The 12041-nt window shown below is 59.6% G+C and carries 11 protein-coding genes; 6 read left to right on the top strand and 5 right to left on the bottom strand.

What is annotated here, in order from left to right:
• Nucleotides 1-92: 92 nt before the first annotated feature.
• From ACQ4N7_RS11130 to ACQ4N7_RS11120, 3 genes are all read right to left on the bottom strand, one after another.
• Nucleotides 93-1226: a patatin-like phospholipase family protein gene (locus ACQ4N7_RS11130; protein ID WP_430711675.1), complete on the bottom strand. Its 1134-nt coding sequence runs from the start codon at nt 1224-1226 to the stop codon at nt 93-95.
• A 353-nt stretch (nt 1227-1579) separates the two neighbouring features.
• Nucleotides 1580-3112, bottom strand: a complete 1533-nt coding sequence (locus ACQ4N7_RS11125; RefSeq protein WP_430711674.1) for an AAA family ATPase — start codon at nt 3110-3112, stop codon at nt 1580-1582.
• An 86-nt stretch (nt 3113-3198) separates the two neighbouring features.
• Nucleotides 3199-4050 (bottom strand): DUF1361 domain-containing protein, encoded by an 852-nt coding sequence (locus ACQ4N7_RS11120; RefSeq protein ID WP_430711673.1) that lies wholly within the window; start codon nt 4048-4050, stop codon nt 3199-3201.
• Nucleotides 4051-4223: 173 nt separating this feature from the next.
• On the opposite strand from ACQ4N7_RS11120, the gene ACQ4N7_RS11115 reads away from it, so the two are divergent.
• The 5 genes from ACQ4N7_RS11115 to fni all read left to right on the top strand — a co-directional run bounded on the left by ACQ4N7_RS11115 (nt 4224) and on the right by fni (nt 9020).
• The gene (locus ACQ4N7_RS11115; protein ID WP_430711672.1) at nt 4224-5723 is read left to right on the top strand and encodes a S10 family peptidase; all 1500 of its coding nucleotides are present in this window, start codon (nt 4224-4226) and stop codon (nt 5721-5723) included.
• A gap of 288 nt (nt 5724-6011) precedes the next feature.
• On the top strand, nt 6012-6437 hold the full coding sequence (locus ACQ4N7_RS11110) for a tellurite resistance TerB family protein (protein ID WP_430711671.1): 426 nt from the start codon (nt 6012-6014) through the stop codon (nt 6435-6437).
• A gap of 279 nt (nt 6438-6716) precedes the next feature.
• Nucleotides 6717-7226 (top strand): translation initiation factor IF-3, encoded by a 510-nt coding sequence (gene infC / locus ACQ4N7_RS11105; protein WP_430711670.1) that lies wholly within the window; start codon nt 6717-6719, stop codon nt 7224-7226.
• 128 nt (nt 7227-7354) lie between these two features.
• Nucleotides 7355-7897 (top strand): bifunctional pyr operon transcriptional regulator/uracil phosphoribosyltransferase PyrR, encoded by a 543-nt coding sequence (gene pyrR / locus ACQ4N7_RS11100; protein WP_430711669.1) that lies wholly within the window; start codon nt 7355-7357, stop codon nt 7895-7897.
• 82 nt (nt 7898-7979) lie between these two features.
• Nucleotides 7980-9020: a type 2 isopentenyl-diphosphate Delta-isomerase gene (gene fni, locus ACQ4N7_RS11095; RefSeq protein ID WP_430711668.1), complete on the top strand. Its 1041-nt coding sequence runs from the start codon at nt 7980-7982 to the stop codon at nt 9018-9020.
• Between the two features lie 10 nt (nt 9021-9030).
• Here fni and ACQ4N7_RS11090 read toward each other — a convergent pair whose 3' ends face one another.
• Complete coding sequence (locus ACQ4N7_RS11090; protein WP_430711667.1) at nt 9031-9657, bottom strand: glutathione S-transferase family protein; 627 nt, start codon at nt 9655-9657, stop codon at nt 9031-9033.
• A 229-nt stretch (nt 9658-9886) separates the two neighbouring features.
• On the opposite strand from ACQ4N7_RS11090, the gene ACQ4N7_RS11085 reads away from it, so the two are divergent.
• The gene (locus ACQ4N7_RS11085) at nt 9887-10444 is read left to right on the top strand and encodes a hypothetical protein (protein WP_430711666.1); all 558 of its coding nucleotides are present in this window, start codon (nt 9887-9889) and stop codon (nt 10442-10444) included.
• 71 nt (nt 10445-10515) lie between these two features.
• Here the strand turns inward: ACQ4N7_RS11085 and ACQ4N7_RS11080 are convergent.
• Nucleotides 10516-12041 (bottom strand): DUF697 domain-containing protein (locus ACQ4N7_RS11080; RefSeq protein WP_430711665.1); only part of this gene is annotated, 1526 nt, incomplete at its 5' end.

The following is a 12041-nucleotide window of genomic DNA, read 5'->3' as shown; positions in this document are numbered from 1 at the left end:
GCTGCCCATACCCAGCCAAAAGCCTGCCGAAAATTCGGCAGGCTTTTAGGGTTTTGTCGATTGGCACGGGCGATCGCCCGTGCCCGCTGCAATTAACCCACGATGGCTGGGGCTGCTACCGGCTCAAAGCCGCGATCGCGCAGATGCGCCTCCCAGCTCCACCGCAGCAAAAATGCCTTGGCAGCCGCATAGCCTGACCTGTACAGGCTGTCTTTGTCGGCATTGGTCAAATCGAACTGGGTGGCCGAAATCTTGCCGGTAGCAATATTAATGATTCGGCCCATCTCGTTCTTGCGAATGTGGTGATTGTCGCGGGCTACCTGCATGGTTTCTACCATGGCCCGCAAAATTCCCAAAGCGCCTTTGACGGGTTTTGCAGACTTGGGGTTGCTGGGTTTGCACTCCTCCACCGTCTCCATCAGCCGAAAGCCGAACGTGGGGCAGCAGGGCCTTTGGCCGGGTTCAGCATCGTAGATCCACAGCGGAAAATTGCTCAGCAATCCGCCATCGACGATGGTGGATTTTTGCAGCTGCCCTGGCTCAAAAAACAGCGGAATGCTCATCGACAGCCGCACCGCCTCCGCCACCGAAAACTGGGTAGCTTCCTGACCATAGAAGCGCAAATCGTCTGGCAGCACCCGCATTTCTTGGCAGCTAATGTCTGAGACCACTACTTTTAGATCCCGCTTTTGGTGCCACGCCAGGTCAGCGGGCTGCTTCTGCAAAAATGGGGCAAAGGTGGGCAGCTTCTGGTCCAAATGCCCAGACAGCCAGGCCTTAAACGGCTCCGCTGAATACTGGCCACTGCGTCGAGCGATCAGCAGGCGCAGCAGCATCCAGTGAAATTGCTTCATGTCGTCTGAGGGCGACCCATTCCAGATCAGGGGGCTGGTCTTTTGGCTGAGAATTTGGCCCTGGTAATCGAGGGGGCCGAGCACGTCCTGCTCGAGCTGGTCAACGGTGAACCCCGCCGCCACCATCGCTGCGGTAATGGCCCCAGCAGAGGTGCCCGCGACCTTGCGAAAGTTGATGCCCGCGTCGGCAAAGCAGCGTAGCGCGCCTAAAAAGGCCGTTCCCTTGACGCCACCGCCCTCAAAGACGGCATCGACGTAGTAGCCGCGATCGCTCGCCATCGGTAAATTGCGCTGAATACTGGCCATTTGCTGAGGGTCTAAACGGAGATCAGGATCTTGCTTAAAAACGGCAGAAGGTTCCCAAATCGTCATGGTGGAGGCTCCCTGAAAGATTGGTTATGGAGTGCTTCAGAAAAAGCCGCGCCCATTCCAGAAAATAGCCGCAGCGATCGACTGAGCAGCACCGTTGCAGCAGTCAATTTAGTTAGATCACTTTGATAAGTGAAATTCTCCAGTAGTGGCATTGCACTGCAATGCCCCTACGCCAAGCCCGTCCTAAACCCAGTCGACGTTTGCAATCCAAGTCGGCGCTATCCCTAAACCAGATCAAGCCGATAGTTAAAGACTGCAAGCCTTAAAACAACAAGTGTTAAAGCAACAGACTTGCCCATCAACTCTATCAGCAGACCGCCGTGACGGCCCACAGGTTCCAGGCCCTGCCCAGCCTACCGGGCCGCTACAAATCGCTCCCGAGCCACGTTTCGCAGCCGCTGAATATCTTCGCGGCGGCAAATTGAGAGGGGCACGGTACGCTTAATCTCATCCAGCAGCAGGGCGGTATCGGCAGGGCGATTTTCGTGCAGGGCGTGGTAATAGGCGGTGATCACGGCCTGCTCAATCTCAGCGCCGCTAAAGCCGTCGGTGGCGACGACCAGCTCCTCCAGGTTAAAGTTCTGCAAGCCCTGCTGGCGGCGCTCCAGGTGAATGTGCAAAATATCGCGGCGCTCATCGGCCTCGGGCAAATCGACAAAGAAAATTTCGTCAAAGCGGCCCTTGCGCAGCAGCTCGGGCGGAATGGCTGAAAGGTCATTGGCGGTGGCGACCACAAAGATTTCCTGGGATTTTTCCTGCAGCCAGGTGAGAAAGTAGCCAAACAGGCGGCGGCTCAGCCCCCCATCGGCCTCGCCGCTGCTCTGGCCCAGGCTCTTTTCGATCTCGTCGATCCAGAGAATGCAGGGAGACATGGTTTCGGCCATGGTGACGGCGCGGCGAAAGTTTTTGTCGGACTCGCCAATGTACTTATCGTAGAGGCGACCGGCATCGAGCTTGAGCAGGGGCAAATTCCACTGGCGGGCGATGGTTTTGGCCGCCAGCGACTTGCCGCAGCCCTGAATGCCGACGATCAAAATGCCTTTGGGGGCGGGCAGGTTGTACTGGCGGGCCTGGGGCGTAAAGCCAACTTTGGCGTAGCTGAGCCAGCGCTTGAGGCCCTCAAAACCACCCAGCTGGGCCAGGTTGGTTTCGGGCGGAAAGTAGTCGAGCAGTCCCTCTTCGTGGATGACGCGGGCCTTACGCTCCAGCACGCGCTTGACATCGTCGGCGTTGAGCCTGCCGTCGTGGAGGGCGGCGTAGGAGACCACCTTGCGGGTCTGGCTCAGGGTCATGCCCTGCAGCGCTTTGACCAGAGCGTGAATGTCTTCAGGGGTCAGTTCGACCTTAACGCGCCCCTTCAGCAGTCGCACTACATCGGAGACGGCCCCATACAGCTCTTCGGGTTCGGGCAGCTTGATGTCAAAGTAGACGGCATCGTGGGCCAGTTCGGGAGGTAGAGCATGACCGCTGCCGCTGATTACCAGCGTTGAGCGGTGGTGGGAAAACTGATCGGCGACTTCCCGCAACAGCCGCGCCACCACCGGATCTTTGAGGTGGTGGGCAAAGTCCTTGAGCCAGAAGATAGCCTTAAAGTTGAGATCCTGGATATGGCGCAGCATGTCGGCGGGTTCGGCGGTTTTGGGCAGCGCCTGACCGCGCTTGCTGCCGGGGGGCGCGTACTCGTTTTGCCAGCGGTTGTCGGGGCTCTCAGGCGATCGCATCAGCCCCTGGGCAATGCTCCACTCGAACACCGCCATCTGCATATCCCGACAGGCTGCGCTGATTAACCCCTGCACCCGCTCCTCCTCAACGGTGTCGATGACGATTACCGGGTGAAAGGAGGTCACCAGGGTTTGAAAGTGCTGCACACTGGCTTTAAAGGACATGGCTGCCGAAAGTAACGCTAGGGCTAAGGTGCCCGCTTCTGCCTACAGTTGCTGCATGGCAGATTCCGGAGGCCCAGTTGAGCACCCTAGTCGAGCACGTCTATGCCCTGGCGGGCGTAGCGAATGCGCAGCTTGAGTCCCAAGTTGATTTGCTTCATCACCCAGTAAAGGCTGCTCAAGATGACAAAGGTGACGAATATAACAGCGACAGGACGCTTGGAGGTGAGGACGTCGAGGGTATCGGTCAGCACGCTGCTGGGGTCGACCACCAGGTCCCAGCTGTTGAAGCGCAGAAAGCGCCCCAGATAGATTCCCAAGGCGCAGAGTGCGTGAATCAGCAGTTCCAGCGGTAAAATCAGCGCCCTGGCACCATGGCGATTGAGATAGATAGCCAGGTTGAGAATAGAGATAACGTAGGCCTCAAATCCCAGCAAAATGGCGACTGTGTGCATGGGAATAAAAACCAGAGCTACAACCCAAACCTCAGTTTGCCCCAAGCTGGTGCCTCGAATCAGGTGAATGATGTCGGTGAGTACGTAGGGCGCATTGGGCAAAAAGGCAAAAAATGTCACCAGCCCAACCCACCACAGCCAGCCCTGCATCGTCTGCTTCTTCTTGAAGATTTTGATGCTGAGGAGGGCCGCTAGGGCCACCACCACGAACAGCCACAGCAGCCTGAGCTGAGCGGTAGGGCCACCCTCAATCGCAATACTTAACCAGCCCTGCACCATTCGGGGAATCCGGGGCAGCAGCCCCACGGCCCCAATACCGCCAACCAGCAGCCAGGCAACCAAAAACCACTTTCGGGAAATATCCTGACGACGAAACAGACCAAAGCTGAGCAGCAGTGGAATAAAAGCCAGAAATAGGTTCCACAGAATCCAGCCGCTGTAGACGTTGTTAAAGGCGCTAGCGATATCGAGCAGGAGCCATCTCATTGGGTTTCAACTCCTAAAGCAGAATTTAATTTAACCCAATCTAAATCTTCAAAGGGCACTGTGTCCGTTCCTGAATAGTGGAGGACAATTTGCGAGCGTTCGCTTGAGAAATTGTGCCCATTGCCCAGCAGCACCCGCGCTATAACAATGAGAGCCTTCTTACCCGCACTGCCATGCCAGAACCTTCTCAACGCCAGGGCAACACCACCGAGCACCTGCTGACGACCCCCCACGGTAGCCAACCCTACACCGCCTCGGCCCAGTGGCAAACGCTCTACGAAAATGACAAACCCGTGGCGGAGCTGTTCCACGTGGCGTACACCATTGCCGACCAAGACCCGGCCCAGCGGCCCATTACCTTTGTGTTTAACGGTGGCCCTGGGGCGGCCTCGGCCTATTTGCATATGGGAGCCCTGGGACCGCGCCGGGTGGTGTTTAACCCCGACGGCAGCCTGCCGCGTCCGCCAGTGCAGGTGGTTGACAATGGCGAAAGCTGGCTGAGCTTTACCGACCTGGTGTTTATCGACCCCCTGGGCACCGGCTTTAGCCGCATGCTCACTAAAGATGCAGAAAAAGCCGAGAAATCCGACGACAAATCGGCTGAGAAGCCCGGCGATAAACCCGATGACAGCGCCGACAATAGCGCCAAGAAATTCTGGACGGTCGATCGCGACCTTAACGCCCTGGGTGAATTTATTCAAGCGTACCTCTCGACCCACCACCGCTGGCTGTCACCTGTGTTTATTGCTGGCGAAAGCTACGGCGGCTTTCGGGTGGCGAAGCTCTGCCGCAGGCTGCAGCAGGACTACGGCGTGGGCCTGTGCGGGGCGGTTTTAATCTCTCCGGTGATGGAGTTTATGCTGCTGGAGGGCAACGACTACAACCTGAGCGGCTGGGCCACAGTGATACCGTCGATGGCGGCGACGGCGGTTTACCACGGTCGGGTAGACACTACCGACAGCCCCGCCGCCCACGGCGCTAAGGCCGCCGAGTTTGCCCGCAAAACGCTGATTCCGCTGCTGGCCCTGGGCCGCACCGCCGCCGCCGCAGACCAGCAGCGCGTCTTTGGTCAGCTGGCCGAGCTGATTGGCCTGCCCGCTGAGGTGGTACAGCGCCACCGGGGCCGCATTGATATTGCGGTGTTTGCCCGCGAGCTACTGCGCCACCAGCAGCGCATTCTGGGCCTCTACGATGGTTCGGTAACGGCGATCGACCCCTTTCCCGATCGCGTGCTGCACGAGGGCACCGACCCCACCCTGGAGGGCATCGATCGCCTGTTTACCGGCGCGATCAATAGCCACCTGCGCTCTACCCTGGGGGTCAACACCACCCTGACCTACAACCTGCTCAGCTTTGAGGTGTTCAAAGCCTGGGAGTTTTTGCCCGAGAGCGACTACCGGCAGGGCTTTGTGGGCTCGGTGGATGACCTGCGGGTGGGTATGGCCCTCAACCCCTACCTACAGGTCTACATCACTCACGGCATCTATGACCTCGTAACGCCCTACTTTTCGTCGAACCACCTGGTCGACCAGATGGCGCTCAACGATGAGCTGCGCCCCAACCTCACCCTGCGCCATTTTCAGGGGGGGCACATGTTCTACACCTGGGATGAGTCGCGGCGACAGTGGTTTGACGATATGCAGCGCTTCTACCACCAGGCGACCGGGAAATAGAAAAAAACCGACAGACCCGTGAGGGCATGTCGGTTGGTTGTGTGTTCCCTGTAGATGACTCGGCTAAAGTTGAGTCAACCTTAGTATCACTGGAAGGTTCCTGAAAACCTAGCCAATTTGTCACACTCGATTGTGAGATTGATCACAAGGTTAGGCAATTTGACGGATGCCGCAGCAGCAGCGGGTTTGCTAGCGGTAAAGACTCCTGACGAGTAGATTGCACCGGGGCCGCTTTAGGGCAAGAATTAGGTGGCACCAGGGCTACGGCAACGCTAGGGGAAGACAGACATGATCAATTCATCGACAGGGGCGGCCGCTATGGGCCCGGCAGAGGCCCTGGCCAGCATTGCGCTGGTGGCGATCGCCGCTGACGGCTACCTGGCCGAGCGCGAGGGGCAGGATATGACGATGCTGCTGTCGCGCATGGCGCTGTTTAGCAGCTACTCTAGCGAAGCCCTCCACCGTCTGTTTGACAATTTGCTCGCCCGCCTGAAGCAGGAGGGACCAGGGACGCTGGTGAACCAGGCCAAGGGGGTGCTGCCCCCAGACCTGCGAGAAACCGCCTTTGCGATCGCCACCGATCTGGTGCTCTCCGATCGCACGGTTACGCCCCAGGAGCAGTCTTTTTTAGAAGATCTCTGCGTCATTCTAGAGATTCCCAACGCGACGGCCCAGCAGATTGTGCAGGTGATGACGATTAAGAATCGCGGCTAGGCGCGATCGCCAGGCGTTTTCCTCACCGTTCTTCAACGCCTGCTTCAGGCAGGCCCAGCCAAAAAAACAGGGCCGGGTGCCCCCAGCCCTGCAGCGCAGGAACATCTTCAGTTATGGCAAGGCTAGTATCCCCAAACGGGCGCAGCTGCAAACACGACAAGCCTGTAAGGGCCACATCCTAGCAACCGCGCGCAGCTCCTACTGGCGGTTCCTACCAGCAGAAAGATGCAGCCGCTCTGGGTACGGGTTATCCTTGGATCAACTTCGTATTTGTAGAGTTTGGAGATTTGTCTTATCGCTAAGAAGCAGAAAGCCGTTGTTAACCGCGACATTAGAGACCCCGAGGTTCTGCTGATCACTCAGACGGGTGAAAACCTGGGCGTGATCGACACCCGAGATGCCCTCAAGATGGCCAAAGAGAGCAAGCTCGATCTGGTGGTCGTCTCTCCCAGTGACGATGGCCCGCCCGTGGCTAAGATTATGGACCACGGCAAGCTCCAGTATCAGCAGAACAAGCGCCAGAAGCAGACCTCGCGTCCTTCTGTGAAAGAAGTTAAGTTTCGCCCCAATATTGGTGAATCTGACTACGCGCTGCGCATTAAGCGGGCCGCTCAATGGTTAGACAAGGGAGATTCTGTCAAGTTTCTGGTCAGGCTGCGGGGGCGAGAGCATCAGCATCGCGATCGCGCCACCGACTTGCTCAACCGGGTGGTAGAAGACCTGAACGAGGCAGGCAAGGTTCAATCCTTAGACAGCCGTGCGCTTACCCTCTTCCTCTCGCCTTCGTAAGAGAGCGTTATCAGTAGGCCCGCTGCACGACCGCTGTTGCAGCTGAAAGACCTCTGGCATCAGGGGTCTTTTGCTATACCCATTCCAGGGTCCGCTATAGTGAGTTTTTACCGTCGGGAGAGCTGTCGATGGGTGCCAGCAGCACGGTCGTTGAGATTTTGTCGGTCGAAGAGATGCGCCGTACCCTAAACCGGCTGGCGTCGGAGGTGGTAGAGCGAGGGGGCGACCTGAACCGCCTGGTGCTGCTGGGCATCCACACGCGAGGGGTGCCCCTGGCCCACCTGCTGGCTCAGCAAATTCAGCGGCTGGAGGGGGTAGAGCTGCCGGTGGGGGCGATCGACATCACCCTGTACCGCGATGACCTAGACAAAATTAGCACCCGCACCCCGGCCCGCACCGAAATTCTCTTCGATATCACCGACCGGGTGGTGGTGCTGGTCGATGACGTGATCTTTAGCGGTCGCACCATTCGCGCCGCCCTCAATGCGGTGATCGACTACGGGCGGCCCAGCGCCATTCGCCTGGCGGTGCTGATCGATCGCGGCCACCGCGAGCTGCCCATTCACCCCGACTTTGTGGGCAAGGTGCTGCCGACGGCCAAGGATGAGTCGGTGAAGGTGTTTCTACAGCCTGTGGACGGGCGCGACGGGGTGGAGCTGCTGAAGGGGTAGAGTTATTACGTTGGGTGTGCGATCGCAGCCAACTCCGGCATTCTTGCCTACGATAGGGGGCGTTGATTTCGCCATACGCGCTGTGACTGTACTGCCTGTTGCCCATGAGACCCAGGCCCGCAAGGCCGATCATCTGCGCATTTGTTTAGAAGGGCCGGTGCAGTGCGCCCAAATTACCACGGGGCTAGAGCGCTATCGGTTCACCCACTGCTGCCTGCCAGAGCTTGACTACCAGGATATTGACATCAGCACGACGTTTTTGGGCCATCCGCTGGGGGCACCGCTGCTGATTTCGTCGATGACCGGGGGCACCGAGGCGGCCCACCAGATCAACCGGCGGTTGGCGGTGGTGGCCCAGCGCTTTGGCCTGGCGATGGGGGTGGGCTCTCAGCGGGTGGGAGTCGAGAATCCGGAGCTGATGGAGACGTTTGCGGTCAGAGCGCTGGCCCCCGACATGCTGCTGCTGGCCAACCTGGGGGCGGTGCAGCTCAACTACGGCTACGGGCTCGACCAGTGCCGCCGCGTGGTCGAAAAGCTGGAGGCCAATGCGCTGATTTTGCACCTCAACCCGCTGCAAGAGGCGGTGCAGACCGGAGGCGACACCAACTTTAAGGGGTTGCTGGGCAAAATTGAGCAGCTCTGCGCGGCGCTGCCGGTGCCGGTAATCGCCAAGGAAGTAGGCAACGGCATTGCCGCCCCCCTGGTGCGGCGATTGATCGAAGCCGGAGTCGCGGCGGTAGATGTGGCCGGGGCCGGGGGCACCTCCTGGGCGCGGGTAGAGAGCGAGCGAGCGCTAGATGCCCACCAGCGACGGCTGGGCCAGACCTTTGGCGAGTGGGGCCTGCCTACGGCAGACTGCATTGTGCAGGCGCGGCAGGTGGCCCCCACCCTACCGTTGATTGCGTCGGGGGGGCTGCGCCACGGGCTGGATGTGGCCAAGGCGATCGCCCTGGGGGCCGACCTGGCAGGACTGGCGATGCCGTTTTTGCAGGCGGCCAGTGACTCGGAGGAAGCCGTGGCCGCCCTGGCGGAGGTGCTGATTGCCGAGATCAAAACGGTGCTGTTTTGCACCGGGCAGGGCAGGCTGGCGGGGCTGCGGGAGCCGGGAGTGCTGGTTGACTGATGAACCCGCCCTAGGCAACTACCTCCTTAAAGCTGGGCCGATCGCTGACTAAAGTCCACCAGTCGTTGAGCTTGGGGGTTTGGCCGGTAGCGGCTTTCAGCTCTGGGGTTTTAGACAGGTAGAGCATGACCGGCATGAGATAAAAGTCGGCCAGGGTAATGGCTTCGCCCAGCAGGTAGGGGGTGCAGGGGGCGATCGCCTCGATTGCTTCTAGGGCCGTTTTGGCCTTGGGTACGGCGGCGGCGACGGCGGCTTCGTCGGTTTGGCCGCCCTGGCTGGGCACAATCAGCCGCTGAATGGTGATGACGCCAATCGCCGGGCCGTAGAGGTAGCTGTCTACGATCGCCATAATTTGGCGCATACGGGCCTGGCCCAGGGCACCTGTGGGAGTAAAGCCCCGGTTGCCTACCACGGTATCGAGGTATTCAACGATGGCGCAGGTTTCGTAGAGCGTTTCCCCGTCCATTTCTAGCGTGGGCACTTTACCGAAGGGGTTTTTGGCCAGGTACTCGGGGGTGCGATCGCTAAAGATATTGACTGTTTTTAGGTCGTAGGGCGTGTTGGTTTCTGCCAAAATCATTCGCACCGTGCGAACGTAGGTGCTGATGGTGGGGCCGTAGAGCGTAAATTGCGTCATTGGTGTCAATCAGTAAGTATCTGGGCTGGGGCAGCCTTTACAACTTACCGCGATGCAAGTTTCTACCACAAGGACGATAAGGCACCTGCGATACTGCTGGTAGGGTGTGATTAAGTTCTGTTGAGCTGATGATCTTCTGACGTTCTTCATATGGCGCTATGCATTGCGCTAGAGGTTGTGGAATCCTATGAAACCTAATGTTTTAACCTTTGCAGGTAGTCTTGGTTTAATGGCTGGCGCAATCCTGTGGTCAAGCCCCAGCCAGGCCCAGGGGTTTTGCTACTTAGTTAACTCAGAGGGTGAGGTGGTCAACCTTGACGACCTCTGCGCCAGCGACAACGACGCGCAGCCGGTGCAGTCACAAACCGAGGCTTCTGGGGTTGGCGAGGCCGCTACTGAAACCCAGGAAGGCACCTCTTCGGGGAACAGAAGCTACACCATTACCGGGCCTGGCGTGGTGCCCGGTTCCAGTGCTACCCCGGCTAGTTCAGCCGCAGACCAGCCAGGCGCTGCTGACGAATCGGCAGAAACGACGCCAGAATCTACCACCGATCCGGCGGGTGTCGATGGCGCTGCGACTGAAGCTGAGGCCGGAACCGAACCCAGACCTGAAGAAAACCGCCTCGATATTCCGGTTAGAGAAATTGAAACGCCTCAGATCCCCACTCCCCAGACCCAGCCGCCTCGGGTCACGACTCCTGAGGCGCAAGATCCGACAGTCGATACCACAGACACTACCGATGGGACCGATCGCACTGTCGTTCCGACTGAGGATGCTGACGACTAGAGGGTTGCAGGGGTGCGTTGCTGGATCGTGCTAGCGCTGCCCTAGTGTGCTTAGCATTAGCGCCAAACTCACTACTGAGGTGAAATCTTGGCTCGCAGTTCGGTTTTAATGCGGTTCAAAATCGAGTCTTCGTCAAGGCCGTCGAGAATTTCGGTGATCACGGCTCGTGGCCCCTCTGGTCCCCAGGTGGCACCGTTGGTGAGGTAGGTTTTGGTAATTTGGCCGATGCCGTAAGTGGCCAGACCCGCTACCCCGCCCTGGGCCAGGGCTACGGGCACGTAGGGGGCGAGGGACAGACCGCCCGTGGCGATCGCAGACACCCCCAGCACCCCCTTCAGCGAGCTGAGGCCGAGGGTGATCACCAGCTCGCTGACGGTAATGCCGCCCAGGCCCAGGGCGATCTGCTGGAGCAGCTTGAGGGCGGCGGGGCGGGTCATCGGCAGACCGTAGAGCCGAGACAGGTTGAGAATCAGCATGACATCGACCACGGTACCGCCCACCAGGTCGGCCACGGTGACGGGGTTGAGGGCAACGGCAACGGCTTTGATCAGAGTGGCGTTCCAGATCGTGTCGTCGGCAATGCGATCGCAGATCTGCTTTTTGCGGGCCAAAATTTCGGCGCTCACCCCTTCGGCATACATCAGGGTGTTGAGGGCGACCAGGGCTTTGCCCTCGCGGTGCAGAATGTCGAGGATTTTGAGCTTGAGGTCGTCCACCTGGGGCCGATCGCGCACGGTCTGGTAGGTGACGGTGCCGTCAGGCTGGGGGGTAGCCTGCACCGCCAGGGGCGAAGCGGCGGCCATCACGATTTCGTCGGGCGAAATCAGGTCTTGCAGGCGGCGATCGCGCAGGGTTTCGTAGAGCACCTGGCGATCGGCCTCGGGGTACTGGTCAATTTTGTTGAACACCAGCAGCATGGGCTTGCTGGCCTGGCGCAGGGCTTGCAGGGCCTCGTACTCGGCGCGGGTAAGGTCGCCCGCAATCACAAACAAAATCAGATCGACCTGCTCGGCAATGCGGCGGGCCAGGGCGGCGCGATCGTCGCCATCCACCTCGTCAAGGCCGGGGGTGTCGATTAGCTCGATGCGCGACTGGCCCAGGCTCTTGAGCGAAACCCGCAGCAGGTCGGGGGTGTCCTCCCCTAGAGACTCCTGGCTGACCTGCCAGCGGCTGCCCTCCACCACCTGGGTCACCCCGTGGGTGGGGCCAGTGGTAAACACCGCCTCACCCAGCAGCGCATTCAGCAGCGACGACTTGCCCCGCCCCACCAGGCCAAAGGCGGCGATGTGCACCACCGTGTTCTCTAGCTTATCAATTAGGCCCCGCAGGTTTTGCAGGGCGTCTTCGACCCCGGCCTGCTCGCGGGGGGTGAGGTTGAGCCGCTGCACCAGATTCCCCAAAGCGGCCTGGGCGCGGCGGTAGTTGAGGTCGTCCTGCAGGTCGTGAAAGTCGAGGACTAAATCGCCCAGTTCGGTTTCAACCTCTTCCCAGGTGGCGGGGTCGGCGGCAGGCAGAGCGAGGGGCGTGCCCTGCACCGTGGCGACCAGTTCACCCAGTTCGGCCTCGACCTCTTCCCAGGTGGTGTCGGGGGCAGGGG

Source organism: Nodosilinea sp. AN01ver1 (genome assembly GCF_050565655.1).
Classification (GTDB): Bacteria; Cyanobacteriota; Cyanobacteriia; order Phormidesmidales; family Phormidesmidaceae; genus Nodosilinea.
This window is presented reverse-complemented; position numbering and strand designations above follow the sequence as displayed.